This window comes from Microcoleus sp. bin48.metabat.b7b8b9.023 (assembly GCF_013299185.1).
GTDB lineage: Bacteria > Cyanobacteriota > Cyanobacteriia > Cyanobacteriales > Microcoleaceae > Microcoleus.
Genome location: NZ_JAAFKG010000044.1, coordinates 42,820 through 69,415 on the forward strand (window position 1 = coordinate 42,820; position 26,596 = coordinate 69,415).

Annotated in this window: 26 protein-coding genes; 18 read left to right on the forward strand and 8 right to left on the reverse strand. The window is 42.1% G+C overall.

Translation table 11 applies throughout. The features are described from left to right. Window positions 1-368: 368 nt before the first annotated feature. Window positions 369-1,118: a 2-phosphosulfolactate phosphatase family protein gene (locus QZW82_RS22375; protein ID WP_293153034.1), complete on the reverse strand. Its 750-nt coding sequence runs from the start codon at window positions 1,116-1,118 to the stop codon at window positions 369-371. 139 nt (window positions 1,119-1,257) lie between these two features. Here QZW82_RS22375 and QZW82_RS22380 point away from each other — a divergent pair, with 139 nt between their 5' ends. After that, complete coding sequence (locus QZW82_RS22380) at window positions 1,258-2,232, forward strand: EI24 domain-containing protein (protein WP_366665073.1); 975 nt, start codon at window positions 1,258-1,260, stop codon at window positions 2,230-2,232. 3 nt (window positions 2,233-2,235) lie between these two features. Here the strand turns inward: QZW82_RS22380 and QZW82_RS22385 are convergent, their stop codons facing one another. After that, complete coding sequence (locus QZW82_RS22385; protein WP_293153037.1) at window positions 2,236-2,511, reverse strand: hypothetical protein; 276 nt, start codon at window positions 2,509-2,511, stop codon at window positions 2,236-2,238. A gap of 547 nt (window positions 2,512-3,058) precedes the next feature. Between QZW82_RS22385 and QZW82_RS22390 the strand changes: the two genes are divergently transcribed. Together QZW82_RS22390 and QZW82_RS22395 are read left to right on the forward strand one after the other, a co-directional pair. Further along, a complete protein-coding gene (locus QZW82_RS22390) occupies window positions 3,059-4,570 on the forward strand; it encodes an MBOAT family O-acyltransferase (protein WP_293153040.1) in 1,512 nt (503 codons plus the stop codon). A gap of 10 nt (window positions 4,571-4,580) precedes the next feature. After that, complete coding sequence (locus QZW82_RS22395) at window positions 4,581-5,483, forward strand: hypothetical protein (protein WP_293153043.1); 903 nt, start codon at window positions 4,581-4,583, stop codon at window positions 5,481-5,483. Here QZW82_RS22395 and QZW82_RS22400 read toward each other — a convergent pair. Then, window positions 5,480-5,665, reverse strand: a complete 186-nt coding sequence (locus QZW82_RS22400) for a hypothetical protein (RefSeq protein ID WP_293153046.1) — start codon at window positions 5,663-5,665, stop codon at window positions 5,480-5,482. The genes QZW82_RS22395 and QZW82_RS22400 overlap by 4 nt on opposite strands. 292 nt (window positions 5,666-5,957) lie before the next feature. On the opposite strand from QZW82_RS22400, the gene QZW82_RS22405 reads away from it, so the two are divergent. Further along, on the forward strand, window positions 5,958-6,689 hold the full coding sequence (locus tag QZW82_RS22405) for a hypothetical protein (protein ID WP_293153049.1): 732 nt from the start codon (window positions 5,958-5,960) through the stop codon (window positions 6,687-6,689). A 461-nt stretch (window positions 6,690-7,150) separates the two neighbouring features. Beyond that, a complete protein-coding gene (locus tag QZW82_RS22410) occupies window positions 7,151-8,089 on the forward strand; it encodes a serine/threonine-protein kinase (RefSeq protein WP_293153052.1) in 939 nt (312 codons plus the stop codon). Here QZW82_RS22410 and QZW82_RS22415 read toward each other — a convergent pair. From QZW82_RS22415 to QZW82_RS22430, 4 genes are all read right to left on the reverse strand, one after another. After that, window positions 8,067-8,285, reverse strand: coding sequence for a hypothetical protein (locus tag QZW82_RS22415; protein ID WP_293153055.1), 219 nt, complete (start codon window positions 8,283-8,285; stop codon window positions 8,067-8,069). The two genes, QZW82_RS22410 and QZW82_RS22415, sit on opposite strands and share 23 nt — an antisense overlap. A 336-nt stretch (window positions 8,286-8,621) precedes the next feature. Further along, window positions 8,622-9,248: a DnaJ domain-containing protein gene (locus QZW82_RS22420; RefSeq protein ID WP_293153058.1), complete on the reverse strand. Its 627-nt coding sequence runs from the start codon at window positions 9,246-9,248 to the stop codon at window positions 8,622-8,624. A gap of 129 nt (window positions 9,249-9,377) precedes the next feature. Next, complete coding sequence (locus QZW82_RS22425) at window positions 9,378-9,971, reverse strand: ATP-dependent Clp protease proteolytic subunit (protein WP_193971784.1); 594 nt, start codon at window positions 9,969-9,971, stop codon at window positions 9,378-9,380. A 183-nt stretch (window positions 9,972-10,154) separates the two neighbouring features. Then, a complete protein-coding gene (locus QZW82_RS22430) occupies window positions 10,155-10,814 on the reverse strand; it encodes an ATP-dependent Clp protease proteolytic subunit (protein ID WP_293153061.1) in 660 nt (219 codons plus the stop codon). A gap of 775 nt (window positions 10,815-11,589) precedes the next feature. On the opposite strand from QZW82_RS22430, the gene QZW82_RS22435 reads away from it, so the two are divergent. The 5 genes from QZW82_RS22435 (at window position 11,590) to thrB (ending at window position 15,833) form a co-directional block, all read left to right on the forward strand. Further along, window positions 11,590-12,825 carry a VWA domain-containing protein gene (locus QZW82_RS22435; protein WP_293153064.1) on the forward strand — a complete coding sequence of 412 codons (1,236 nt, stop codon included), beginning with the start codon at window positions 11,590-11,592 and terminating at the stop codon, window positions 12,823-12,825. A gap of 204 nt (window positions 12,826-13,029) precedes the next feature. Further along, window positions 13,030-13,596: a Uma2 family endonuclease gene (locus tag QZW82_RS22440; protein WP_293153067.1), complete on the forward strand. Its 567-nt coding sequence runs from the start codon at window positions 13,030-13,032 to the stop codon at window positions 13,594-13,596. 7 nt (window positions 13,597-13,603) lie between these two features. Next, window positions 13,604-14,080, forward strand: coding sequence for a tetratricopeptide repeat protein (locus QZW82_RS22445; RefSeq protein ID WP_293153070.1), 477 nt, complete (start codon window positions 13,604-13,606; stop codon window positions 14,078-14,080). A gap of 52 nt (window positions 14,081-14,132) precedes the next feature. Further along, window positions 14,133-14,702, forward strand: coding sequence for a Uma2 family endonuclease (locus QZW82_RS22450; protein WP_293153073.1), 570 nt, complete (start codon window positions 14,133-14,135; stop codon window positions 14,700-14,702). A 78-nt stretch (window positions 14,703-14,780) separates the two neighbouring features. After that, on the forward strand, window positions 14,781-15,833 hold the full coding sequence (thrB, locus tag QZW82_RS22455; protein ID WP_293153076.1) for a homoserine kinase: 1,053 nt from the start codon (window positions 14,781-14,783) through the stop codon (window positions 15,831-15,833). On the opposite strand, the gene QZW82_RS22460 is transcribed toward thrB, so the two are convergent. Beyond that, the gene (locus QZW82_RS22460; protein WP_293153079.1) at window positions 15,822-17,186 is read right to left on the reverse strand and encodes an ATP-binding protein; all 1,365 of its coding nucleotides are present in this window, start codon (window positions 17,184-17,186) and stop codon (window positions 15,822-15,824) included. The genes thrB and QZW82_RS22460 overlap by 12 nt on opposite strands. A gap of 227 nt (window positions 17,187-17,413) precedes the next feature. On the opposite strand from QZW82_RS22460, the gene QZW82_RS22465 reads away from it, so the two are divergent. From QZW82_RS22465 to QZW82_RS22500, 8 genes are all read left to right on the forward strand, one after another. After that, window positions 17,414-17,638, forward strand: a complete 225-nt coding sequence (locus QZW82_RS22465; RefSeq protein WP_293153082.1) for a hypothetical protein — start codon at window positions 17,414-17,416, stop codon at window positions 17,636-17,638. Between the two features lie 112 nt (window positions 17,639-17,750). Continuing rightward, window positions 17,751-18,911 (forward strand): FxsB family cyclophane-forming radical SAM/SPASM peptide maturase, encoded by a 1,161-nt coding sequence (locus QZW82_RS22470; RefSeq protein ID WP_293153085.1) that lies wholly within the window; start codon window positions 17,751-17,753, stop codon window positions 18,909-18,911. A gap of 34 nt (window positions 18,912-18,945) precedes the next feature. Further along, window positions 18,946-20,790, forward strand: coding sequence for an HEXXH motif-containing putative peptide modification protein (locus QZW82_RS22475; RefSeq protein WP_293153088.1), 1,845 nt, complete (start codon window positions 18,946-18,948; stop codon window positions 20,788-20,790). An 11-nt stretch (window positions 20,791-20,801) separates the two neighbouring features. Next, complete coding sequence (locus QZW82_RS22480; RefSeq protein ID WP_293153091.1) at window positions 20,802-21,773, forward strand: DUF483 domain-containing protein; 972 nt, start codon at window positions 20,802-20,804, stop codon at window positions 21,771-21,773. A gap of 83 nt (window positions 21,774-21,856) precedes the next feature. Beyond that, on the forward strand, window positions 21,857-22,657 hold the full coding sequence (locus QZW82_RS22485; RefSeq protein ID WP_293153094.1) for a hypothetical protein: 801 nt from the start codon (window positions 21,857-21,859) through the stop codon (window positions 22,655-22,657). A gap of 270 nt (window positions 22,658-22,927) precedes the next feature. After that, on the forward strand, window positions 22,928-24,001 hold the full coding sequence (gene fbp / locus QZW82_RS22490) for a class 1 fructose-bisphosphatase (RefSeq protein WP_293153106.1): 1,074 nt from the start codon (window positions 22,928-22,930) through the stop codon (window positions 23,999-24,001). Window positions 24,002-24,095: 94 nt separating this feature from the next. Continuing rightward, the gene (gene tal, locus QZW82_RS22495; RefSeq protein WP_293153097.1) at window positions 24,096-25,250 is read left to right on the forward strand and encodes a transaldolase; all 1,155 of its coding nucleotides are present in this window, start codon (window positions 24,096-24,098) and stop codon (window positions 25,248-25,250) included. 598 nt (window positions 25,251-25,848) lie between these two features. After that, on the forward strand, window positions 25,849-26,490 hold the full coding sequence (locus QZW82_RS22500; protein WP_293153100.1) for a hypothetical protein: 642 nt from the start codon (window positions 25,849-25,851) through the stop codon (window positions 26,488-26,490). Window positions 26,491-26,596 lie beyond the last annotated feature (106 nt).

The following is a 26,596-nucleotide window of genomic DNA, read 5'->3' on the forward strand; positions in this document are numbered from 1 at the left end:
ACAGTTTGTAGTCAGGACTTTAGTCCTCTGATTTTATGCGGACTAAAGTCCTCACTACGAACCAATTTTACAGTTTGTAGTCAGGACTTTAGTCCTCTGATTTTATGCGGACTAAAGTCCTCACTACGAACCAATTTTATCGTCGTTGTTCGAGTAGGTTACTACAAGAGCGCACCGGGAGCATCTCAGTTTTGTAAAAAGCATTTTTTTTTATTGTAGTGCGAGTGTCCCGCTCGCGTATTGTACAATACGCGAGCGGGACATCACTGTAAATGCAAAACTGAGATGCTCCCAGCGCACCTACCAATACTGCACTCGCAGACAATTTCAATTCGCCTTTTTTCCGAAGATATAACCCAGAAATCAGCCTAAGAAATTTTAAAATCCGACTTCACCAAAACACCCGGTTCTCGCTGCATGGGAAGCACATCTAAAGTATCCAATTGCGCGCAATATTTTAAATCTTCAATCACGCCCAAACCGAGGAGGCGCTGGCCGTGACTGGCTTTTTCCAACAATTCATGCAGCCGATCTTGCCAGTGCAAATAAAGAGCGATCGCCCCAAACACTTCATCGTTACCAGCAAAATCGATCGCCGGAATACCGCTTTCGGCCAAGAGACTTTGGGCGATCGCACCAGCACACACCGTATCCTCCAACGAATAACTCCCTTCCCAACCAGAACCCACAATCCAAATACTTTCAGGCTTTTTGCTTAACAAAAACTGCACCACAGATTTGCGGTTGTTCAAAGCCGCCGTCAACACCGTTGCAGCATCTTGCACTCGTTGCAGAGCCCGAGTACCGTTAGTTGTGCTGATAAAAATTCGCTTTCCAGTCACCTTTTCTGGCGCGCAGTCTAGCGGCGAATTCCCCATGTCAAAACCGTCAACTTTCGCGCCACCGCGCTCTCCGGCGCGAATCCGCTTGTCTCCAGGCCATTTTTCGCTCTCTGCCATCAGCTTATCTAAGTCGCTGAAAACTTGCACAGCTTCTGCGCCATTATTCAAGGCCGTCGCCATTGTCGTAGTCGCCCGCAGTACATCAACTGCGATCGCGCAAGCCGGCATCTTGTCTGCTGGCGTAAGTTCCGGGGTATGGTAAATAAAAAGCTTCACTTTTGGGGCTACCTGCAATAAATCCTCATACGTAATAATAATAGAATTTGTACCCTGAGCGTAGTCGAAGGGCTTTCTTCCTTCTTCCTTCTTCCTTCACCGAATAGCCGGGTTTGAAGCCCCAGCAGGTCGGCAGATTGTGATAAAAACGGAGTTTAAATCTCCGTTCTTATCAATTCGCTGTCAACTGTCAACTGTCAACTGTCAACTGTTTAACCATATGTCAAAACAGCTCAATTCAAATCCCGCCCCCGCAGCCATTACCGCTCCCCTTGGACTTTTGGTAGGTTTCACCTATCCTTTTCGAGCTTTCACGCTGATTTTTCAAACTCCCAAGCTGTGGACTTATGTATTAATTCCCGTCGTCCTAAATTTTTTAATTGGTATCGGTCTTTATTTGAGCTTGCTATTTCCTAGTTTGGCAGGCATAGACATTTTAGTTGCCGATTTGTCCGTCAGATTTCATAATTTAATTGTCAGTTTGCCAGCTTGGCTGAGCTTTCTCGGCGTCTTGACAATCGGTTTTGGCTGGCTGCTGCGCGTACTTTTAGTTTCAGGACTTTTGTTAATAATCGGGTTTTTGTTAGTTCAGTTTGGCGTGATTTTAGGTTCGCCCTGGTACGGCAAATTATCCGAACAATTGGAACTTCTGCGGAACGGTCAATTGCCCGCAGAAGCACCAATGAACTTGGCGAGTATTTTTCGGGATCTACAAATGGCGATCGGCTTTGAAATCCGAAAACTACAACTTGTGTTCAGCATCGGGATACCGCTCCTGCTGCTGAATTTTATCCCCGGGCCCGGATCTATTCTTAGCAGTTTAGGAGGCGTAGCTTTGGGCGCGACTGTTGTCTGTTTGGACTTTTTAAATGCACCTTTGGAACGGCGGAAGCTAACTTTTCAGGAGAAATTTGAGATATTTCGGGCGAGTTTGCCGGCTAGCTGGAGTTTTGGTTTGGTTTGCTTGGGTTTGGTGAGCATTCCCCTGTTAAATCTGTTGGCGATTCCGCTATGTATGACGGCGGGAACTTTGTTTTTTTGCGATCGCATTTGGCCCGCCCGCTTCGCCCCAGCAGAAACCAACAGCACTCCCGAAACTAACATTACAACTTAAACACTAGGGAGAGGCTTCTACTTTCTGCCGAATGCCTTCTACCTTCGGCTGACTCTGGGAGTTAAAACTCAAAAACGGGCTTAAAAATATCCAACTAACGAAAAAGAAGGAAGCTGTAAATAGCTGGACAATATCGATCGCGGACAGGTATCCGTCAGACAATAGTGCAATGCTTCTATCTGTCAGCCCGAATATCCAAGACAGAATCCCAAACAGCCAAATGCCTTTTTGGAGCATTGGCAAAAATGCTGAAACTTCAGAGTTTTGCTGCTGGTTCATTGATTTAGCCCTTGTTTGCGAAGAATCTGGTTAACCGCGCACCCCAAGGGCTTAAGGATTTTTGGTCTCCTCGGATTCCCTTTGTTATCTATATGTTAAGAAATATTTCTCAATATTGCTACTAGCCCGTGGAGGTATTTCCGCATCTATCTAAGGAGGTAGTCGCAGCGTGAAAAATAGGTAAACTTTGCTACACTTTGGCAGGAAGGGCGATCGACCTCTCACCACGAGTCCGCTCTTGGCATTAGTGCCACTCCTTGATATAGTGAGTGATAACTTTTTCGATTTTCGATTTTCGATTTTCGCATAGAATATCAAAAAGTTGGAAATGACTTATTGTGTATGGGTTTAAAGCTTGCCAACAGTTGCATTATTTTAGGAAAATGGTGTCACAACTTAGGTAAAAAAACTCTGGGATGCAGAAACTAGGTTTTTTCACAAAAATCCCACCAGAGAACGCGAGGGATATCGATTGAAAAACCGATGAAAAACCAAAGTAATCAACCCGCTGTCCGTTAGACTTATCAAAGACCGAAATCAAAAGAATATGTTATTTAACAGTATTGAATTTCTAGTATTTTTTGCAATTGTTTTCACCATATACTATTTCCCTCCCTTACAAAAACTGCAAGTTCCCATCCTCATAATTGCCAGCTTCATATTTTACAGTTGGAACGCTCCCGCACTGCTGTCGATCCTGCTACTATCAATTGCGATCAACACTACATCCAGCTTTCAAGTTGCCAGAATTTCAGACAAGAAACAGCGTTTTTTTTGGGCTTTATTAGGAGTAGTTCTGAATGTATTAATTTTGAGCTTGTTTAAATACGCCGGTTTGCTCACTAACTTTGTTGCAGATGTTTTTAATATTGCTCGAACCGAAGGCAGTATTGCTTATTTATTCTTAAAATTACCTCTGCCAATCGGTATTTCTTTCTACACCTTTGAAGGCATAAGTTTAGTGGTAGATGTACTGAGTCAAAAAGATAAAAGCGAAAGCGAAACAGAATCCCACGCTTACGTCTCACCCAAATTTAGCCAACACCTGCTCAATACTTCATTTTTTATTAGCTTTTTTCCCAATTTACTCTCAGGCCCTATTTTAAAATCCAAGACATTCTATCCCCAGATTGAGCCTAAATATTTAAAAGACATTTCTTTCAATTTCATTTTTAGATCGCTCACAGTCGGCTACTTCCTAAAAATGGTCGTCGCCGACAACTTAAAAGACTATACCTTCTGGATCAGCTTTCCCTACTACCAAGGATTTGGAACTATTACCAACCTGACGCTGCTGTTCGGCTACTCAATCCAAATCTTCGCCGATTTTGCCGGTTACTCCTTAATTGCGATCGGTTTAGCAGCGGCTTTGGGCTACGCAATTCCCGACAACTTCAACTTTCCCTACATCTCCCGTTCCCTCTCGGAATTCTGGAGAAGGTGGCACATTTCCCTATCAACTTGGCTCAGAGATTATCTATACTTTCCCCTAGGAGGAAACCGTAAAGGAAAAATCAGAACTTATCTTAACTTAATGACAGTAATGACTTTAGGCGGATTGTGGCACGGTGCTGCTTGGAGTTATGCAGTTTGGGGCATTTATCACGGATTTGGTTTAGCAGTAGAACGCTTTTTTGGGTTCGACAAATCCAAAAATAAATCCCCAGAACCCAATTCAGCAGAAACCAAACCAATCTGGCAACAATTATTATTTGACAGCCTTAGCGTTGTAGGAATTTTCTCTTTTGTTTCCTTCGGATGGCTGCTTTTCAAACTACCACGATTTGAAGAAGCAGTTGACTTCGTAGTTACTTTAGTTCGCAACTATAAAGTCAAGCCTGGTTGGACTCACATTATTCCGACGCTAATTTTTTCCCTGCCAGTAGTAATTTATCACATTCCTCATTTTCCCACTTGGCAAAATCTGATGAAACATGATTCACTTAAAAAAAATCAAAAATTCTGGAGTATTTATCAAGATGTAGCTTTAGGAATTATGCTGGCAATGATATTCCTCAACAGTGGCAGCTCGAAACAATTTATTTATTTCCAATTCTAGAAGGTGTTCAATGTTTATAAAATACAAGTTGCGATCTATTCTGCGCCCGGTACTAATTTTCCTGTTTCTAATGAGTTTTTATCAAGTTCTCGTCAGTGGCGGAGTGTTACCAGCTTCTGACGGAGTTAGCCTAATTCAAAATAATATTGTCAAAGCTCAAAGGTATGTATATGATGATTCCGATCGGAAAATTGTCATGGTGGGTAGTTCTCTATCTGCCAACCTTCGTGTTGCAGACATTGGAAAGGGCGTAAAGAGCATAGCTTTGGGGGGAGGATCGAGCCAGACGGGTTTAGAAATAGTTAAAAAAAGTAATAGCAACCCTCCGATTATTTTGGTAGAAATTAACGATACTATTAGTCGCACAATAGATAGGGATTTAGTTGAATCTTTGTACAATCCTGTTTTTTATTGGATGCGCCAGTATTTGCCAATACTGAGAGAAGAATATCGTCCAGTCAGTGTTTTTATACATTCGTTAAAAAAAGGCTATAAATACAATCAAAAAGCAACTAAAGAGGCACTAGACAGCATAGAGGCTCGCAATCTTACTCCGGAATTATCGCAAAAAGCTATCCAAACAACTGTTGATATTCAAAGCCAACCTTTGTCTAAAAAAGATGCAGAAGATATCAAAAAAGAAGCTGGTGTAATTAGAGCTCAAATCGCTGAAATCAATAAAAATAGCGGGGCAAAAATAATTTTATTTGACATTCCTCAAGAGTCGCGAGTTGACGCTGCAATCAGGAGAAAACAAGTCCGAGAATTGACTAAAAAGCTGTTTCCGTCCGATCGCTTTGAGTGGTTGCCCCCCCCGCCCCCGCGAGAATGGCGCACCAATGACGGCATTCACTTGATCCGCAGCGATGCTAGGGATTTTGCCAAGTTTTTGAGGCATAAATTGTTGGGCTAGCGAGTGGTCATGGTTCGGCTGTTGTGCATATAGGCAGAGGGGGAGAAGGGGAGAGGGGGAGAGAATTTGATGAGTTTTGATAGGGGATTGAAAGACACAATTTCAATCCACAACAGCTTACCAGAAAGAATTCGTTGAAAGCCCCAAGCCTGATCGGGAGAAATTAAAATCAGACTATTCATTACTCCAATCCTCGGACTTAAGGGTAGAGGTCGCTCTCCTTCGGTCAACTGTCAACTGTCAACTGTCAACTGTCAACTGTTGAAGGGTACTATTGGCAGCGCCCCTGCAAAGGAAAGCTTGTCATTTTTTTGAAGTATGTTATACTACAAATGTTCGTGATGTCAGCTTAAAAATCGTAAGGTTTGCAGTCAGGACTTCAGTCCTCAAAGCCCTAAAAGCCACGCGAGAAAGAGTTTGACGATCGCCCTGCAACCAGACTAGACGTGAGTTCAGCATCAATAATATAGAACTATGGCACGATTAAATCAGATAATTGCGATCGAGAAAGGCATCAAAAGCCGATCGATCCAAGAACTAGCAGAAGCCCAAAAAGCCCTCCAGAAGCCCGCTGTGCTTTCGGGAATCTCCCGCACGTACCGCCCCAAAGACGAAGAAGGCGAACAACTGCCGCCCGAGTCCAAAAAAGTCGAAGTCAAAGCCGAAGAGATTATCCGCAAAACAACAGAAGTTTTGACCAAACTCTTCGACGTAACCGCAACAAAAGATTGGACTAATTGTAGCGCTCGCGCCGACGTGACTGTAGACGGAAACGTGCTGTTGAGTCAAGTACCGGTCAGCTATTTGCTATTCATTGAAAAGCAATTAGCAGATTTGCAATCATTTATCAAAAAACTGCCAGTCTTAGATGCTTCAGAGACTTGGAACTTCGATGCTTCGGCCGACTGCTGGGCCGCTGAACCCGTGCAAACTCTCAAAACTTTTAAAACTCCGCGCAATCACGTTAAAGCTGAAGCTACCGAACACCATCCGGCTCAAGTCGATGTTTATTACGAAGATATTACGATCGGCTACTGGCGCACTGTCAAGTTTTCTGGAGCTTTACCCGCGCAGCGGATCAATGAGTTATTGCAAAGGGTGGAAATATTGCAGAAAGCTGTTATGTTTGCCCGCGAAGAAGCTAATAATTCTGAAGTTGAGGATCGCAAAGTGGGAGAACGAATTTTTCAATTTATTTTCCACTAATTGCTTGCTTTTTTGATAGTTATGGTTTAAAATATAAACAGAGTACAAGCTCAATCTCAAACTTTAATTTAAACCGTACAACTGTGACAGTACAGGTTCGACTCCTGTCCCTTCAACCTAATAATGAGGGGTAGCCCAAATTGGCAGAGGCAGCGTTGCGTACAAATTCAATAGCAAGTTATTACTCTAAACTCAGCATTCACCGCCGATCGCCAAAACGAATGTCAGGAACAATCAGGTCATCGAGGTTGCTGGTTCAATTCCAGCCTCCCCAACCAAACACTGGGGAGTAGCTCAATCGGTAGAGCGCGATGATATTAATCTTAAATCCTTGACTTAAATGTGGTAGCGTGTAAAATGGCCGGTAATAGAAACCCAGTAGTAAGGTCAGAACTACTGGGTTTCGCGCTAATAATTGAATCAATCCGTTAAATCCGTCAGTTTTGGACGCATCAAGACAGATGATTTACTGCATCAATCCTCAATGCGAACAACGGGAAAATACTGCTGCTGCTCAAAATTGTCAGGCTTGTGGCACGGCTTTACTAATTGCCGATCGCTACCGCATCCTGAAACCAGTGCGATCGCCCAATCCCGCACGCCCCACAGACATATTTGAAGTCCAAGATTGGGGAACCGGGGAAAACGAATGGGGAACTGTCAAAGTGTTAAAAGTCTTGAAACACACACACAATCCCGATTTACTTCGTTTGTTTCAACAAGAAGCGCGGGCATTAATTTGGCTAGGAGGAAAGGGAAGAGTTCCCCAAGTCGAACCAGACGGTTATTTCCAAATCACAATCCCCCATAACTCCCAAAAATTGTCTTGTTTGGCGATGGAAAAAATTAGTGGCGAAAACCTGGCAGAATTTCTAACTAAACATCAGTACATTTCTCAAACATTGGCTGTTGATTGGCTGCAACAAATGCTCTATATTTTGCAGGCAATTCACAAATATCATTTAGTACATCGGGATATTAAGCCATCCAACCTGATGCTTGCAGCGGATGGGAAATTGCGATTAATTGACTTTGGGGCTGCAACAGAAGCGGGGATTGATACGACGCCTGTAGGTTCTGCTGGATACTCTGCGCCCGAACAAATTGCAGGTAAACCAGAAGTGCGATCCTCTTCGAGGGCTTCGCTAACGGACTTTTTTGCCCTGGGGCGTACTTTTGTGCATTTATTGACCGGTTTACCGCCGATCGACTTTCCCGTAAATCCTACAACTGGTAAGATTAATTGGAGAAACCAGGCTGTAGGTGTTGACCAGTCATTCGTAGAGTTGATCGACCAATTGATGGAACCGCTACCCGAAAACCGACCAGAAAATACCCAAGTTATTTTAGAAAAACTCAAAAATATAGAGCTTTTGATTACCGGCGCAGAACCGAAGTAATAATCACCGTGATAGTGGCACTAGCAATCAGAGTAAAAGCAAGCTGCACAACCCATTGAGTCGCTTGCTGGTAGTTGGAAAAGCGATCGTTGAACTTCTCGACATCAGTCGCTAGGTGGTCAACACGGGTTGATAGGTGGTCTAATTTTTCGATTACATTTGTCAGTGTTGGTTCGGTGGATGGTGTGGCAATCATCTCTGGTTTCTCAACTCAATAATTCTATGATATCAGAGCGGAATTGCCGATCGTAAAAAATAGTAAGGTTCGTCCCGAGCTACAATCTGCAAATTTCATCGAACATCTCACAAGGTTCGTAGTGCGGACTTAAGTCCGCAGCTTTTTGCGGACTAAAGTCCGCACTACAAACTGTTTTTTATGATAATCGAGCAGACATGATATGACGCACCCTACAAGTTGATAGAACACAATATAGTCTTTCGATTCCTTGCCCAATGCCCTGTTTGGCCAATGCCCTGTTTGCCCGATGCCCAATTCCCTGTTTGGCCAATTCCCTGTTTGGCCAATTCCCAATCAATAAATCTCTTCCAACCTGCGAAAATCCCGCTCAACTTCCGCCCACAAAGCCCGATTGTGAGGGTCAGTTTTCACCGCCTTTTTCAAATAAATTCTCGCTTTGTCAACCTGCTTTTCTCCGATCAAATGCCGTCCCCAGCGCTGATAGGCGATCGCCTGCCACTGTCGCACCTCTCGATCTTCGGGCATCCGCTGGGCCAAACCCTCAATTAGGGCGATCGCCCGCGGAAACCTCTGATATTTCAGCAACTGTTGCAGTTCAAAATAAGCATCTTTTTTTAACTTGTCTTCCGCCGCCGACAGATCCTGCTTATCTTCAGTGGGTTGCTGTTTCCGAGTCACCTTAACTGTCTGGGGTTGAGCTTTCACCGCCTCTGCTGGCGGTGTCGGAGGAGGTGGCACATTTGAATTGGCAACTTTCGACTTCGCAACATCGGCGGGGGCAATATTCACCAGGAACTTATAAGCCTCAGTAATAGTAATAAACTTATTCTTAGCCTGTTCGTTTCCCGGATTCACATCGGGGTGATACTGTCTGGCTAACTTTCGATAAGAGGCTTTAACTTGCGATAAACTCGCACCAGACCTTAGCCCTAACTGTCGGTAATAATCTGCAATATCCATTTACCATGAATCAAGTTTTATAATACCATTAAATATGGCAGAATCCTTAAATGTAAAGATTCTGCCAAAATTTGATGCGAACTAGGGTAGTGCGAGGGTTGCCCGCACTACTGAAGCCGAAAAAATAACTTACGGACGATCTTCTACCACTTTGTCGATCAAGCCGTATTCTTTGGCTTCCTCGGCGGACATGAAATAGTCGCGATCCATGTCTTTCTCGATTTTCTCGATCGGCTTTCCGGTATTGCTAGCATAGATACCGTTGAGTTGGTGGCGCAGTCGCAGAATCTCCTTCGCCTCAATCTGAATATCCGTTGCTTGTCCCCGCGTGCCCCCAGAAGGCTGGTGAATCATGATCCGCGAGTGAGGCAAAGCCAACCGTTTGCCCTTCGTACCCGCAGCCAGCAGGAAAGAACCCATCGAAGCAGCCAAGCCCACACAAATCGTCACCACGTCAGATTTAATGTGCTGCATGGTATCAAAAATAGCCATGCCTGCCGACACCATCCCGCCGGGGGAATTGATGTACAAAATAATATCTTTGCCCGAATCTTCCGAATCGAGATACAGCATCACCGCGATGATTTGATTGGCAATTTCATCGTCGATGTCCTTACCCAAGAAAATAATCCGTTCCCGGTAAAGGCGATCGTAGATATTAATCCACTGAGTATCATAACCACCCGGCATTTTGTAGGGAACTTTTGGCACACCTATAGGCATAATTCGGAACTCCGTTTAGTTGTTAATCGGCCAAAGAGGGCATTGGGCATTGGGCATTGGGCATTGGTTACTTGTTATTAGTTACTTGTTATTAGTTACTTGTTATTAGTTATTTCTTGGTTTGGAGTTTTTGGTGATAATAACCAATAACTAATAACCAATAACCAATAACTAATAACCGAGTTAGATAACTCCCGCAGCAACGGGTTTCGCCAATTCTTCCGAACTTTCAAGAACCCGATCGATCAAACCGTATTCTTTAGCTTCATAGGGCGTCAGGTACAGCAACCGATCCATATCTTTAGTAATCTTGTCGATCGGCTGACCCGTACAGCTTGCAAAAATATCAAGCATTGTCGCTTTATTTGCCAGCACTTCCTTAGCCCGAATTTGAATGTCGCTGGCTTGACCTCGCGTGTAAGCCTTGGGTTGGTGCAATACAATCGAAGCATGGGGCAAACTCGCCCGAAAGCCCTTTGTACCGGCAGCTAACAGCATCGCAGCCATGCCCATTGCCGAACCGAGACAAATAGTCTGCACGGGCGGCTTAATATACCTGATCGTGTCGCAGATAGCAAAAGCTTCCGTTTCAAAGCCGACGGGTTCGCCGCTGTAACCAGAAGTGCCGGTCGAGTTGATGTAGATTTTGATCGGCTTATCCGGGTCTTCGTACTGCAAGAACAACAGTTCAGCGATAATGAGTTCTGTTACCGCAGGTACCAGAGGCATACCCAGATAAACGATCCGCTCCTTCAGCAACAGGGATGGCAAATCGGGAGGCGGCGTCCGAGAGTTGCCTTCCCCGTAATATTGCGATTGCACAGCTTTAATGGGTGTTTTCATCGAAAATGTTGCCTAAACTGATGGAGCTATTCGTGAAGTACCCCTACTTGCTTCGCTAAGTCAGGGCTTCCAACACAGCTAACAAGGACGGTCTTATTCGTCTTTCGGGTTTGCCACTTCATCCGCCGTTGCCTCTATCCTGCAAGCAAGATTTTGGACTTACGCAGCGTCCATAGCCAGTAGTCCGCCTTCCGCAGACCGAAATATCTGAGTCGTACCTATACCATGTCCATCCTGTGCCTCATCCTACTACCATCATTGGTGTTTCAGAACGAGCGGGTCAGCGGGCTAGGTCTTCTCCAATCTCTGCCGAGTACATACTTTAATTACCCAAAGGGTGGCCTCTTAGTCAGTTGGATGGGTCGCAACCAAAATTATTATATCAAATCTCTTAGATGGCTGCCCTAAGCCCAATATATGATTTTTCGTCTTGTCGCCCATCCCTACCTTCGGAGAGCTACTTTTGTAATATTAGTCTAAGATCCTAAAATTACAGGGATCAAAGGCAATCCCACTATCCCTTCAAAACATGAAGGATTACTTTTTTTAACTGGGATGCGAATCCATGGATTCAACGGTTGGCGTTGTCTGGACTCAAAAAACACATAAAGTATTGCGTGTCACTCTAACGGGAATTTGAGCTTACAAGAGACAGATATCGTTTGCATCATAAACTTATTATACTTCATCTACACAGTTTGAGGAAGGCGTTATACCCAGCCCCGCCTTCCTCCCTGCCCCCTTGTGGGCAGGGTTTCCAGGCGGGAATACCTTTATGAAAGTTAGTTTGCTCCCTGCTTTAAATGACCCCAACCTTGATGCTGCTGCGCCATCAACCCAGCGCCAGCTAGCCGTTTCAGTGTCGGCGACGGCAAGTGCGATCGACTCTAGCGTACCTTTAAACCTGTGCCTGATTCTCGACCACAGCGGCTCGATGGGCGGGCGCCCCTTGGAAACCGTCAAACAAGCCGCCGGACGCTTGCTGGACAGGTTAAAACCTGGGGATCGCTTTTGTGCGGTGGCTTTCGATCACAAAGCCAAAGTCCTCGTCCCCAATCAAGTTGTCGGAGACCCTGCTAACATTAAACGACAAATCGAGCAATTGCGCCCCGCCGGCGGTACAGCCATTGATGAAGGCATTAAGTTAGGTATTGAAGAATTGGGGAAAGGCAAAAAAGAAGCAATATCTCAGGCGTTTCTGCTGACTGACGGCGAAAACGAACACGGCGACAACAATCGCTGTTTGAAGTTGGCGAAACTGGCCGCTGAGTACAACATGACTTTAAATTCTCTGGGATTTGGGGATAACTGGAACCAGGATATTTTGGAAAAGATTGCTGATGCTGGCGGCGGTGCTTTGGCTCACATTCAGCGTCCAGAAGATGCGGTTGATGAGTTTGGCAAGCTGTTTACTCGCATCCAAGGTGTAGGTTTGACTAATGCTTATTTGCTATTTTCGCTGATGCCAAAAGTACGGTTAGCCGAACTAAAACCGATCGCGCAAGTTGCCCCAGATACGATCGAATTACCTGTGCAGCAAGAGGGCGATCGTTTTATGGTGCGTTTGGGAGATTTAATGAAGGATGTAGAGCGAGTAGTTTTGGCTAATATTTATATTGGACAGTTGTCGGAAGGTACGCAGGCGATCGGGCAATTACAAATTCGCTATGACGATCCGACAGTCGGTGAAAGTTTGCTTTCCGATCCTGTGGCAATTTCTACTAATGTCCTAAAAGTTTATCAGCCTGCACTTAACCCGATGGTACAGCAGCACATTTTAGCTTTGGCTAAGTACCGCCAAACTCAACTCGCAGAAACTAGACTGCAACAGGGCGATCGCGCGGGTGCGGCCACAATGCTACAAACGGCAGCTAAAACTGCTCTGCAAATGGGCGATAAAAGTGCCGCAACTGTCCTGCAAAGCTCTGCTACTCGTTTGCAGTCGGGTGAACAATTGAGTGAAGCCGATCGCAAGAAAACTCGCATTGCTTCTAAAACTGTTCTTAAGTAATCTCATGGTTTGTAATTCTCAGGAAATCCGGCGATTGGAAATCGCGACTACACAGACAAAGTCCGCCTTCGCGGACTAAAAATATAGAAACCCGCGCTAGCGGGTTTTGTTTTTGCGTTCGTTTGCACTCACCAGTTAAAATTTGTGGATGCTTTAGATGCTCGATCGTCTAGAATGTTCGTACCACCTATCAAGAGTGCTTGTATGAGCCAGACAATATCTGATAAAGTACGCTGGACTACCGCCGATTTAGAACTATTGCCCGATAACGGCGATCGTTACGAAATTATTGATGGAGAGTTATTTGTGACTAGAGCACCGCATTGGGGTCATCAACAGACTTGTGGCAGATTTTTCTCTGTTCTAGATAGTTGGTCGATGTCTGCTGGTTTAGGACGAGCAGCGATCAATCCAGGACTGATTTTCACTGATGCTGATAACGTCATCCCTGATGTAGTTTGGGCTAGCAACGAACGCTTGGCTATTTTGCTAGATGAAGCCGGCCATTTAACCGCCGCACCCGAGTTAGTTGTTGAAGTATTGTCCCTCGGTGCAGACAATGAAAGACGGGATAGAGATTTGAAACTCCGACTCTATTCAGTGCGAGGAGTACAGGAATACTGGATTGTGAATTGGCGGTTGCAGCAAATTGAGGTTTATCGCAGGGAACAAGCAAGTTTAAGATTAGTTGCTACGCTGTTGAGTGCTGATGAATTGACATCGCCTTTGTTACCTGGTTTTAGTTGCTCTGTAGCTCGAATTTTTGCTTAGATTATTTATGAAACTCTTTTACAGGGCGATCGCACTTTGCGGATTTGTTACCGTTTTCGGCGGCATATCCCCTGCCATTTCTACTCAAAACTCACCAATACTCATCGTTCAAAATTCGGCTGAAGACTTATTTAACAGCGGTTTAGCCAAGTCAGAGGCTGGAGATATCCCAGGGGCGATCGCAGATTACACCGCAGCTATTGCCATCAACCCCAACTACGCCAAAGCTTATAACAAACGCGGCATCATTCACGGCCGCTATCTCAAGGACTATCCAGCAGCCAAAGCCGACTTCGATCGCGCCATTGAAATTAACCCGAAGTATGCCGATGCTTACTACAACCGTGCGAAAGTCCGCTATTTATTAAAAGACAAACCGGGCGCGATCGCTGACTATCAAAAAGCCGCCGATTTTTATCAAAAAGACGGCAAGACAGAAGATTATCAAGATGCAATAAAACACCTGCACAGGCTGCTATTATAAATGTTTTGGGAAACAGGGTATAATATAACCACAGCTTTAAAATTTTCAAATTATGACCTTAAGCAAAAGTTACAACTACGCCTCCCATGAAGACTATTTAGAAGGGGAAAAATTTAGCCCGATCAAACACGAATACAGACAAGGAGAAATCTACGCAATGGCGGGAGCAAGCGATGCCCATGAGACAATTGCAGGCAACTTATTTGCGCTGCTGAGAAACCACGTTCGGGGTACAGGATGCCGCATTTACATAGGAAACATGAAAGCCAGAATTGAGCAAGCAGACGTGTTTTACTATCCAGACATCATGGTGACTTGCGACGAAAGAGATAGAAGCCTTGAATATTTCAAACGCCACCCGCGCTTAATCGTAGAAGTTCTATCTCCAACAACAGCATCATTCGATCGCGGAAATAAATTTGCCGACTACCGCACCATAGAAACTTTGCAAGAATACGTAATTATCAATCAAGAAAGAATCGGTGTAGAATGTTATCGGCGCAATGCAGAAGGGCGCTGGGAACTTTACCCTTACGTTGCTGGCGAAGAAGTTCGCTTGGCTAGCGTAGACTTTCAATGCCCGATCGCCCAAATTTACGAAGATGTTCTAGGAATCAGTTAAAATAGTCGATCGCACAAACACCAAAAATTCATCTGCGTTCATCAGCGGTTGAACACTCGAAATTCACCCCGTCAAAAAATGCCTGCAACTTCCACCGTCACTGTCACCGTACCCGCCACAACCGCCAACCTCGGCCCTGGTTTTGACTGCATCGGCGCCGCTTTAAGCCTCCACAATCATTTCCAATTCTCCCTCCTCGAACCGTCAGCAACCGAGAAATTGCAAATTACCGTTACGGGCGCGGAAGCTGCCAAAGTCAAGACAGACGACAGCAATCTCGCTTACCAAGCCTTTGTCAAGTTATACGAATACCTCCGTCAATCCCCCCCACCAGTCGCCATACATATAGATATGCAAGTGCCCCTGGCGAGGGGTTTGGGGAGCTCCGCTACAGCTATTGTCGGCGGCTTAGTCGGTGCTAACTGTTTAGCTGGAAAGCCTTTGAGTCAGGTGGAAGTGATGCAATTGGCGATCGAACTTGAAGGACATCCCGACAACGTTGTCCCCGCTTTACTGGGAGGTTGTCGCCTCGCTGCTAGCGATGCACCCCCCCAACCCCCCCTTAGTAAGGGGGGGCTAAGAGAAGAATCTCTTCTTGGTAAGGGGGGGCTGAGAGAAGAATCCCCTCTTACACCCCCCCTTAGCAAGGGGGGGCAGGGGGGGGTTCTCTGGCAAATTTGCGACATTCCCTGGCATCCCGATATTGTTCCCGTGGTAGCGATTCCCGATTTTGAACTTTCGACAGCCGAAGCGCGCAAGGTTTTGCCAACAGATTACAGCAGGGCTGACGCGATTTTCAATGCGGCACACTTGGGTTTGTTGGTGCGGGCGTTGGAAAAGGGCGATCGCAATTGGCTGCGCTGCGCTCTCCAAGACAAAATTCACCAGCCTTACCGGCGATCGCTGATTCGGGGATATGAAGCTGTGCAAGAAGCTGCGTTGAATGCAGGGGCTTGTGGGATGGTGATTAGCGGTGCGGGGCCGACGCTTTTGGCTGTAACGGATGTTACTAATGCTGATGCGGTTGTGAGGGAAATGGCGGCGGCTTGGGGGGATTTTGGGGTGAAGGCTGATGTAAGGGCGATCGGGCTTGATAGCCAAGGCGCGCAAGTCTCAAATTTAGGGTTGTAAATTTAAACAACAATTTTTTACATATTCCTGAAAGACAGAAGACAATTTAAACAAGATTTTATCCTCTTTTATTTTCTTTACTAAATACCTTTGTTGTAAAGATTGTAAACCATTAATTAAATCCATTGATGATAAATCTAAACTTTGTCTTAAATATTCTCTGGATACTGGTCGATCGAGCTTACTTAATTCTAAAACAAGTTGCTGTTCTGTAGGTGATAATCTGTTAAATAACTGGTTCAATTTATATTGCATATCTTTGGCTATCGGCAAGCTATTATCAGCTAAAAAATCATTAACTTTGCCATCAAAAATATTTTTTATGAGAGAGGCAATACTTTTTAAATAACCCGGATTACCTTCATATAAATTCATTAACTTTGACCAACTGTACTCATCTTTTAAGCCACTAGCTTTCATAATTTCTACATCCTCTAAATTTGATAATTCTAAACATTTAATCGGATATAATTCCTCATCTAAACACTCCATTTCTGCACATTGCTCTTGACTAACTAAAATCACATTACTTTGATGCTCAGTTTCTGTAATCATGGTGAAAAAGTTTTGGTAATCTTGATATTCAGATTTATATTGTCCCGCAAATTGACCAGGAATAAAGATATTATGAACATCATCAAGGATAATCAAACATTTTTTGTCTCTTAAAGCATCTAATAATTGTTTTAAGTTATCATCTATAGTTTCTTTAGCTTCTTGTTTACAAGCATTCAAGAGATCGTTAACGAATAACTCTAAATGTTTAGGAAACTTTAGGCTTCTCCAGATAATTACTTCAAATTTTTGTAGGTTGAGATCGACAAACCTTTTAACTAGAGTAGTTTTACCAATCCCACTCAATCCCAATACTGAGATTAAACGAGTATTTTGATTTGATATCCAATTAGAAAGGGTTTTAAGTTCAGATTGTCTTGCGTAAAAATTGATGATTTGAGGAGCTACTGTTAAATCGTAATGTGATGCAGACTGAGTATTTATATCGCTTTCTTGATGTTGTTTATTAGGCTGATTTAAGATTTGTGAACTAAAATTAAAGTTATGATTAGTACCAATACAAATATTTTGAGATGATTCAATATATACTCTTTCTAAGTTAGAACGAAAATTATTTTTTTTTATATCCTCACCCAATATTTCAGATAAAAGTTGCCATAATTCAGCGCCTACATCACCTACATGATTTTTAGTGACATGGCACTTCTGGGCGATATCATCATAGGTTTGTCTTTCCCAAGTCCCCTCAACTACAGCCCTTTGAACATCATCTAGGTGCTTTCCAGTTCGTTTAACCACTAGCCGATCGACAAATTGTAACACTTGATTTACATTCATAAAAACTATACAGGGTAAAGGTTTAGCCCATTATAACTTAACCTGAATCCTATTTTTCCCGAACTTTTCCGATTTTCTGCTTAATATTGTGTAATAAAACTCCAGTTGAAATCCAAGTTTTTCCGATCGCACTCCCATCTTTGATTTTGGTATGCTATTAAAGCGAACACAGGCTTAAAAAGTCGTGCTTTTTCCGTTGTTGATAATTTTTTAGGAGCATTACTAAAATGACACAAGCAAAAGAAAGATTACTCACTGATACTTACTCACAAAATGATTGTATTGTTCTTGACCTTGAAGAATTCGACTTAAGTGACTTAGATGCACTCAAAAATACAGCACTTGGTAATATTTTAGAAATAAATTTTAAAAATCCAATGGGAACATCTGATAATAATCGACATGAGAGCCATTCTTCTCATGGTGAGTTCAATCAACGTGCTTGGGGGTAGTCAAGCACTGGCTATTACAGAATACTAATTAAATGGCTACTAAGTTACCTCAAGCAATAGTAGCCATTTAATTCTGGCATACATAATTTAAGTTTTGAACATATCATAATTTATGGCTCAGTTCACACCATTACATTCGCTGGTTTGTAAAGTAGTATCCCGTTGCAACCTTAACTGTGATTATTGCTATATGTATCAGCATAGCGATCAAAGTTGGCAACAGCAACCTTTGAAAATGTCCGAAGTAACTATTACACAATTAGGTAAGAGAATTGATGAACATACCACCAAACATCAAGTATCAGAATTTTCTGTAATCATGCACGGTGGAGAACCTCTTTTAGCAGGGTTAGACTATCTCCAAAAATTTCAAGAAATTATTTCAAAAAATGTACCTAATGTTAAACTAAGATTTGGCATACAAAGTAATGGTGTGTTGTTAAACGATGAAATCTTAGACTTCTGTATTTCTAATAATACAACAATAGGTCTAAGTATGGATGGCGATCGAGAAGCTAACGATCTACATCGCTTAGATCATCAAGGTAAATCTGCATTTTCCAGTTTGGAAAAAACTCTTCAATTATTAAGTAGCGATCGAGGACGGAAAATATGGGCAGGTTTTTTATGTGTGATCGATCTACATAACGATCCTGAAGCTGTATATTCTTATTTATCACAATATAATCCTCCTTCGATTGATTTTTTGTTACCTTTAAATCACCATGATTTAAGACCTCTTGGTAAAGAACAATCTCTTGATGTAACTCCTTATGCAGACTGGCTACTTAAGATTTTTGATATTTGGTATCATCAAAAACCTCAAACAATCAAAATTAGGAAATTTAAGGAAATTATTTTGCTAATGCTAGGATTGCAAGGAAATTCAGAAGAATGGGGTTTAAACCCTGTTGATTTTGCCGTTATTGAAACCAACGGTGATATTGAAGCAGTTGATTCTTTGAAAGTTACTTATCCCCAAGCTACTAAGTTAGGAATGGATATATTTACCCACAGCTTTGATGATATTTTTGAATCTCAAAAGGTTATTGAACGTCAAGAAAAGTGGCAATATTTGAGCAAAACTTGTCAACAATGTAACTTAGTTAAAGTTTGTGGTGGTGGTTATCTTCCCCATAGATATTCTAGCGACAATTACTTTCATAATCCATCAGTGTATTGTTCCGATCTCAAAAAAATGATTACTACAATTCGCCGCGAAGTAATTGAAGATATGCAAACAATAAAGAAGCAAAAAAATCCTGCTGTTTAGTCAAACTTCGTCTTATTAAATTAGGGTTAGTGCCATGAAGATCGATCTGGATATTAATACCGTCAAAAACTTAGTTTCTCCTACGGGGGCTTCCGATCCATTAGTTAAAGTAATTTACTTAGCAGAATATCATAAAACTTTGCTAAGGTTAAGTAATCTCTCTCAAAAACTGCAATCAGAATCACCTAAGTTAATTGATAACTATACCAACTTTTCTCAATCTTTTGAGTTGGTAAAATTATTTTCTAAAAATGCCCAAAGAAAGATTTTACGCTATCCATATTTTAGCGTTTGGTTAGATACAGCTTGGCAATTAGTTAACCGAAAAGCTCATATTCTGTTTCCAGAAATGCACATTAAGTTTCATCTGGAATCTTTCCCAAAGTTTATTTTAGCAATGGCACAATATGACAATATAGAAAATCTTGAGTGTTTTTTATATACCGATCATGCTGGAATTATTGCCATACCCGGAACTGGAATTTATTTACAGCATCCTCAATATATTGCCTTTCAAAGATTGCGTTTTGTTACCACAACTAATGCTGGCTTTAATGTTTATACAGATGGTAATCAAAATTTGGAGATGATTCAAAATGAAATACCTCATCTCAATAATGGCATTGAATTAAATAGTTTTGACAGTGATTTACGTTTAGGAGGTCGCTATGATTTGAATTTTGAGGAATTAACACCAACTTCCACTATTAAATGGCTATCTAGTTTAGAAGAAGCTTGGTTTTGGATAGATAGTTGTTCAAGTTTATTAGCAAGTGAAATTTTAATGGGAGTACAATCTTTAGTTCCAGTACATTCCCACGCTATAGATGTTCATAGAAGTCAGACATTTCGTGAAATACCCGGACTTCTCGTTTTATCTTGGATGTCAGATACCTCAGTAATAGTAGAAGCTTTAGTCCATGAATACCATCATCACAAACTTAATGCTTTATTAAATTTAGATCCAATCATTGTAAAAGGTAGTCCTGAAGCAATTTATTATTCTCCTTGGCGTGACGATCCTCGACCTCTCAGTGGTATTTTGCAGGGAATTTATGTATTTCAAGCTGTTTTAGAATTTGGGCATAAAATTCTGAAAATAGATATACCTCTTTTACAAGAAAAGCGTTTACAACAAAGAGTATATACTGCTAAAGAACAACTGCTAACTGCACTTAAAGTTTTAAAAACAAATGCAGAATTTTCTTTGATTGGTCAAGGCTTGATTGAAGCAATAGAAAAAAATATCGATCGAGTTGAACCTGAAATTTCTCAAACAGAAAAACAACTGATTGATGTTAGATTAAAAGAACATCTGCAGAAATGGGAAGCGGCAAATCCTAATTTAATCGAAACAGAAATGTTTCAAATTCAAATATCTGTTGATTTGGTAAAAAATGACAACAATACAATATTGAATCAATCATGTGAATGGCTAGGATTTACACCAAATATAGATTTACGTCCCTTAACTTATCTGAGACAACCATTCGATCCAATTCTTGAGACTTTAGTAGCTATTTACCACGATCGAGGCTTAAAAGAATTAGAAGACATATTAAAAGAAACTCTGTTGGGAGATTCAATTTTATTAGACTTAATATGTGGACATACTGCTTATCTTAATCAAGACTATCATAAAGCAGCACGATTTTATCAAAGTTGTCTTGAGCAATATCCTAATGCTCCTTATTTTTGGCAATGTTTTATGTTTGCATTGAGACATTTAAACCTGTTAGAAGATTACGAATTAATCTTGCTTAATCTAGATAAACTTGTTGCTAATAGTTTAGATATAAAAAGATTAATCAGGCAAAACTCAAACTCTGAAAATAAAGTTCAAATGATGGTTAAATTAGTTCAAACATTAATTAGTTAATTAAAAAATTCATGAATACAGCAAGTTTGAGCAAATACTTAGTAAATAGTCATTTTAGCAAATACCTTGAGATATTTCCTGATGGGGGACAATTACCTTCTTTTATTGCTACTGTTAAAGGGTTAAAATCGGCAACAGATTTATGGGTGCAAAAGCCAAAATGGAAATATTTTTGTGAATTAGCTCAATATTTTGGCTTGTATTATTATGTAGATGCTTATTTCGATCGAGACTTGGGAAAATTAAACAGTTTACCTCAAGAGTTATTTACTACAACTAAAGCTGTTTTTAGTAAGGAATTTTCTGACCAAGCTCATGTTTTTATTGCTAAATCACAAGATGCTTTAACAAATGCAATTGCTTCAGGATGGTATCCTTTAGTTGTCGGTCAAAGAGTCATTGAAAAACATTTACCAGACCATTATACTTTTGGAAAAGCACTAGGTTATCCTCAATGTTGTCTTGATTTTTTTCAAGAGCGAAATCATTGGAATTTTTATAATAATTACTATGAAACTTATCGCAATACGATTAACAAACCTACATATTTATCAAATGGATTGTTACGTCATACTCCATTTTCATTAATTCCCCATATACCTTGTTCTTTTAATTGTGAAGCGTCTATCGAATATGCTCAAAAAAACCGCCGTCTAATTAATGAGGAGAGCCAAGAATATTTACAAGAAATAAAACATCATTTGCAAACACCAATTTTATGTCTTTCAGAACTTAAGATTTATCGTTTTGAAGGTAACATTGTTGCTGAAAATGCAGTCAAATATCAATCTGTAGAGGCAATATATCCTACATCACAAAATGATTTACTATATCAAATACTTGTTAAAGGTGATACTTGTATTGTTGAGGGGAATATTATTAGAGTTTACCGAGACAATTCTCAGATCAGTGCTTATTTTGCGAGAGGTGACAAACATGAAGTAGAGATTCCGTTTTTGATTAATTTTTTCAAAGATACTTAATTGACAAGATAGGTATTCTCAAAAACATTTTCAGGGGCGTATAAAATGTATACTTTAGTTTTAATTAGACGAGGATTAAGATAATGAATCTTGCAGAAAAAATTATTAACAATATTCAAGAAAAAGATTTACAATATATTCTTGATTTGGAAAAAGAAATTTTGAATTCTAAATTAACTTTAGATCGAAATTTGTTAATAGATGTGGAGGATCAAAAAACCGCCCAACGATATTTCTATCTTTATACACTACCTATGTTAGAAGGACTAGGAATTTTAGAGCAGCAGGAAAATGCTATTTTTTGGGGGACTGTGCAATTATGTTTAGATTTACATCTAAGATATGTAGATTACATCATAGATGATGATAAAATAGACATAAGCAGATTATTAATTACGGAAAAGTCTTATAACTATTTATTCCGAGCGCAAATGCTACTAAATCAAAAAGGCTATTTGTGGGGTTCCGATCAAATGGCTATTTATACACAATATTTTGACTACGAGAAGGAGGCAAATACCGATCTGTTTCATGATTTTGGTAGCTTATGGAGACGAGTATCTCCTCTATTCATTGTTTCTGGAAGTTACTTAAAATTATCTGGTCAAATAGTTGATTTTGATTTTTATTACAAACGGTATATAAGTTCTTGGCTGCTCAAAGCAGATTGCTCGGATATTATTAAGGATATTCATAAACAAAAAACTCCGATTACCCATTTAGTATATAATTACGATGCTCAAATTGATAAGAATGTAATGTTGATGGCTAAGACTATTAACTCTATTGATGTCAAACTCGATCGAGGTTTAACTCAAATCAAAAACCACATATCTAACAAACTGCCAATTTGGGCAATAATTATTGAAAGTTTGTTGTCTTAAAGTTTCGCGATCAGGTTCGTTCTCCAGCGTCCTCTGCGGTTAATAAAAAAATTTAGTGATTTTGAATACAATTCTCGACTCAACAGCCGATCGCACGCCTCAATTTTCGCTCGGGATCTAAAGTTACCCTAAAGTTCGCCCCCCTTTTCCGAAACCCTCCCTAAGATAGAAGTTAGGGGGCGATCGGTCTAATAGCCGATGAGCGAGCAAGTGTCAAGCACTCCATCGAACCCAAATCCAGAGCCGCAAGACAGGGAGAACATCAACATCATGGTAAACGCGCCAACAGGGGAAACCCGTCTGGGCCCGACCGAGCAGGTGCAATCCTTAGACCGCGATTGCACGACTCTATCCCGTCACGTACTCCAGCAACTCCACAGCTTTTCAGCAGATGCTCAGGATCTCAGCGCTCTGATGAATCGCATTGGGCTGGCTGCTAAGCTGATCGCGCGACGCCTCAGCAGGGCCGGACTCATGGAAGATGCTTTAGGGTTTACAGGGGCTGTGAACGTGCAGGGAGAATCCGTCAAAAAGATGGATATCTATGCTAATGAAGTGTTTATCTCGGTATTTCAGCAAAGCGGACTTGTCTGCCGTTTGGCTTCCGAGGAAATGGAAAAACCCTACTACATTCCAGAAAATTGTCCCATCGGACGCTACAGTCTGCTCTACGACCCCATAGACGGTTCTTCCAATCTTGACATCAATCTGAATGTCGGCTCCATATTCAGCATCCGCAAGCAAGAGGGGGATGATGAAGACGGTTCTGCTGCCGATTTGCTGCAACACGGGCACAAACAAATCGCCGCCGGCTACGTGCTGTATGGGCCCAGTACAATGCTGGTTTATTCGATCGGGCAAGGCGTTCATTCCTTTACCCTCGACCCCAGTTTAGGCGAGTTTATTCTATCAACCGAAAACATCAAGATTCCAGATAACGGCCCGATCTACAGTGTCAATGAAGGTAGCTTTTGGCAGTGGGAAGAATCTTATCGGGATTACATTCGCTACGTACATCGAAATCAAGGCTATACCGCCCGATACGGTGGGGCTTTGGTGGGAGATTTTCACCGAATTTTATTTCAGGGAGGTGTGTTTTTGTACCCAGGAACGGTGAAAAACCCCGATGGCAAATTGCGCTTACTCTACGAATCGGCTCCTTTGGCATTTTTGATGGAGCAAGCTGGCGGGCGCGCTAGTACGGGTATTCAAGACATTTTGGACGTTGTGCCGACTAAAATTCATGAGCGCACGCCTTTGATTATTGGCAGTAAAGAAAATGTAGCGCTGGTTGAGTCTTTTATTAAAGAGCGATCGCGCAATCCCATAACACTTGAAGAGTGAAGTTATTGGTTATTGGTTATTGGCGAGTAACAAATAACAAGTAACAAATAACAAGTAACAAGTAACAAGTAACCAAATTGTAGGAGCGACAGTAATGACGGAAACGACAAAGAATCACCTGTTAGAAATCAAAGAAATTGGCCAGAGCATCTGGATGGACAATTTGACTCGCAATCTGATCGAGTCCGGCGAACTCAAACAGATGATTGAAAGTCGCGGGCTGCGCGGGATCACATCTAATCCGGCGATTTTCGAGAAGGCGATCGCGGGCAATGTGATTTACGATGCGGATATCGAAGCTGGCATTCGGGCTGGTAAATCTGTACTCGAAATTTACGAATCTCTAGTTTTTGAAGATATCCGCAACGCTTGCGATGTCTTCGCTCCAGTGTACGAAGAATCAAAGGGTTTGGACGGTTACATCAGCATTGAAGTGCCACCGACGATCGCAAATGATACAGAAAGCACGATTAGTGAAGCTTTACGTTATTATCAGGCGATCGGTAAACCAAATGTGATGATTAAGATTCCCGGAACTGCTCAAGGATTGCCGGCAGTGGAACGAGTCATCAGCGAAGGGATTAACGTTAACGTGACTTTGCTGTTCTCTGTTGACAGCTACGTCGAAACCTTCTGGGCTTACATTCGCGGTTTGGAAGCGCGGGCAGCTAAGGGTTTGGATGTGAGCAACATCGCTTCTGTAGCCAGTTTCTTCTTGAGCCGGATCGACATCAATATTGACGGCAAGATTGACGAGAAACTCAAAAACGTCACTGATGTTGCTACGAAAGCCAAACTGGAAGCGGTGAAGGGAAAAATTGCGATCGCCAATGCCAAAGTAGCTTACCAGAAATATAAAGAGATCGTCGCGAGCGATCGTTGGCAAGCATTAGCAGCCAAGGGAGCCGAAGTGCAGCGGCTGTTGTGGGCGAGTACCAGCACCAAAAACCCCAACTACAGCGATGTGATGTACGTCGATGAATTGATCGGCCCCGACACGGTGAACACTTTGCCACCGAACACCGTTGAAGCTTGTTTCGATCACTGTGATGTCGCACCCCGAATTGAGAACAACGTGGCAGAAGCTTACGCGCTGATCGAAAGTCTCAAAGATCCAGATATCGACATCAACTTGGACAAAGTGATGGAAGACTTGCTTCTGGACGGGATCGAGAAATTTGTCAGCCCGTTCCAATCTCTGATGGATTCGTTGGAAGAGAAAGTTAAGAAGCTCGCAACCGTCGCCTAAAAAGATATCTGTATCCTTGAAGGCAGAAGCATTTGGGAGTCGGAATAGATAATTGTTTTGGCTCTTGAATGGTGAGTTTTCCAGCCCTAACTGGAAAAACTGAGACCAATTGGTCTCAAAATGCCTACAGAGGAAAATCAAGTCTCTAGAATTTAGGTTCCTAAATGCTGAGTTTTCAGTCTCGAACTGGAAAAACTGAGACCAATTGGTCTCAAAATGCCTACAGAGGAAAATCAAGTCTCTAGAATTTAGGTTCCTAAATGCTGAGTTTTCAGTCTCGAATTGGAAAAACTGAGACCAATTGGTCTCAAAATGCCTACAGAGGAAAATCAAGTCTCTAGAATTTAGGTTCCTAAATGCTGAGTTTTCAGTCTCGAACTGGAAAAACTGAGACCAATTGGTCTCAAAATGCCTACAGAGGAAAATCAAGTCTCTAGAATTTAGGTTCCTAAATGCTGAGTTTTCAGTCTCGAATTGGAAAAACTGAGACCAATTGGTCTCAAAATGCCTACAGAGGAAAATCAAGTCTCTTCTCTAGCAGAACTCTCGCCAGAAGCTCCAACTCGAATTTTCGATCTCCGACCGCTGAGGAATTGCTATGCAAACTACCAATACCCTACTAGAAACCGAGTATGCCACTGCCCAACTTGATGTAGCTGAACGGAAAAGGCTTCAAGAGTTGGAATCCATTGTCGAACATGGACTTCAAATATTTTATGAAGTGGGCAAAGCCCTTGATGAGATTCGGGAAGAGAAATTGTACCGTGAAACTCACAAGAGTTTTGAGGCTTATTGCCTCGACAACTGGGGTATTGGAAGACGAACAGCAGATAGATTTATTTCAGCAGCGCGGGTTGTTGAAAATTTGAGACCAATTGGTCTCAAATTTCCGACAAAGGAAAATCAAGTTCGTCCTCTAACAGGATTACCCCGAGAGCTGCAACTGGAAATTTGGCAAGAAGCCCTAGAGTCATCACCTAGTGGTATGCCTACTGGTGCAGCAGTTCAGCGCTTGGTCGATCGGCGATTTCCATCCCTAGGAAGCGGTCGATCGCCTAAAGATACTGATTCTGAACTGGAGAAGTTGCGATCGGACAATAAGCGGCTTAGAGAGGAAATCCGAGAACAAAACAGAGAAAGGGATCGGCGTGCTGCTGCTGTGGCGTTGGAAATGGAGCAACTTCGAGCCGAAAACCGACAGTTGAAAGCTGAACTGCTACAGATACATTTAACCCGGTAAATCCCGGACTAAGCCCAGAATAGCCGTGTATGGCAAAACAGAAAAAGCAGCAAGCTCTCCTGTCAGGGAGGTATCTCTCAAAGCTTTCAACAAAATATTGAAAGCG

What these genes read in the sequence shown, in the direction of transcription:
- QZW82_RS22385 (WP_293153037.1), bottom strand. Translation starts at nt 2,511, where the DNA reads ATGAACCAGCAGCAAAACTCTGAAGTTTCAGCATTTTTGCCAATGCTC.
- QZW82_RS22390 (WP_293153040.1), top strand. Translation starts at nt 3,059, where the DNA reads ATGTTATTTAACAGTATTGAATTTCTAGTATTTTTTGCAATTGTTTTC.
- QZW82_RS22395 (WP_293153043.1), top strand. Translation starts at nt 4,581, where the DNA reads ATGTTTATAAAATACAAGTTGCGATCTATTCTGCGCCCGGTACTAATT.
- QZW82_RS22400 (WP_293153046.1), bottom strand. Translation starts at nt 5,665, where the DNA reads ATGAATAGTCTGATTTTAATTTCTCCCGATCAGGCTTGGGGCTTTCAA.
- QZW82_RS22405 (WP_293153049.1), top strand. Translation starts at nt 5,958, where the DNA reads ATGGCACGATTAAATCAGATAATTGCGATCGAGAAAGGCATCAAAAGC.
- QZW82_RS22410 (WP_293153052.1), top strand. Translation starts at nt 7,151, where the DNA reads ATGATTTACTGCATCAATCCTCAATGCGAACAACGGGAAAATACTGCT.
- QZW82_RS22415 (WP_293153055.1), bottom strand. Translation starts at nt 8,285, where the DNA reads ATGATTGCCACACCATCCACCGAACCAACACTGACAAATGTAATCGAA.
- QZW82_RS22420 (WP_293153058.1), bottom strand. Translation starts at nt 9,248, where the DNA reads ATGGATATTGCAGATTATTACCGACAGTTAGGGCTAAGGTCTGGTGCG.
- QZW82_RS22425 (WP_193971784.1), bottom strand. Translation starts at nt 9,971, where the DNA reads ATGCCTATAGGTGTGCCAAAAGTTCCCTACAAAATGCCGGGTGGTTAT.
- QZW82_RS22430 (WP_293153061.1), bottom strand. Translation starts at nt 10,814, where the DNA reads ATGAAAACACCCATTAAAGCTGTGCAATCGCAATATTACGGGGAAGGC.
- QZW82_RS22435 (WP_293153064.1), top strand. Translation starts at nt 11,590, where the DNA reads ATGAAAGTTAGTTTGCTCCCTGCTTTAAATGACCCCAACCTTGATGCT.
- QZW82_RS22440 (WP_293153067.1), top strand. Translation starts at nt 13,030, where the DNA reads ATGAGCCAGACAATATCTGATAAAGTACGCTGGACTACCGCCGATTTA.
- QZW82_RS22445 (WP_293153070.1), top strand. Translation starts at nt 13,604, where the DNA reads ATGAAACTCTTTTACAGGGCGATCGCACTTTGCGGATTTGTTACCGTT.
- QZW82_RS22450 (WP_293153073.1), top strand. Translation starts at nt 14,133, where the DNA reads ATGACCTTAAGCAAAAGTTACAACTACGCCTCCCATGAAGACTATTTA.
- thrB (WP_293153076.1), top strand. Translation starts at nt 14,781, where the DNA reads ATGCCTGCAACTTCCACCGTCACTGTCACCGTACCCGCCACAACCGCC.
- QZW82_RS22460 (WP_293153079.1), bottom strand. Translation starts at nt 17,186, where the DNA reads ATGAATGTAAATCAAGTGTTACAATTTGTCGATCGGCTAGTGGTTAAA.
- QZW82_RS22465 (WP_293153082.1), top strand. Translation starts at nt 17,414, where the DNA reads ATGACACAAGCAAAAGAAAGATTACTCACTGATACTTACTCACAAAAT.
- QZW82_RS22470 (WP_293153085.1), top strand. Translation starts at nt 17,751, where the DNA reads ATGGCTCAGTTCACACCATTACATTCGCTGGTTTGTAAAGTAGTATCC.
- QZW82_RS22475 (WP_293153088.1), top strand. Translation starts at nt 18,946, where the DNA reads ATGAAGATCGATCTGGATATTAATACCGTCAAAAACTTAGTTTCTCCT.
- QZW82_RS22480 (WP_293153091.1), top strand. Translation starts at nt 20,802, where the DNA reads ATGAATACAGCAAGTTTGAGCAAATACTTAGTAAATAGTCATTTTAGC.
- QZW82_RS22485 (WP_293153094.1), top strand. Translation starts at nt 21,857, where the DNA reads ATGAATCTTGCAGAAAAAATTATTAACAATATTCAAGAAAAAGATTTA.
- fbp (WP_293153106.1), top strand. Translation starts at nt 22,928, where the DNA reads ATGGTAAACGCGCCAACAGGGGAAACCCGTCTGGGCCCGACCGAGCAG.
- tal (WP_293153097.1), top strand. Translation starts at nt 24,096, where the DNA reads ATGACGGAAACGACAAAGAATCACCTGTTAGAAATCAAAGAAATTGGC.
- QZW82_RS22500 (WP_293153100.1), top strand. Translation starts at nt 25,849, where the DNA reads ATGCAAACTACCAATACCCTACTAGAAACCGAGTATGCCACTGCCCAA.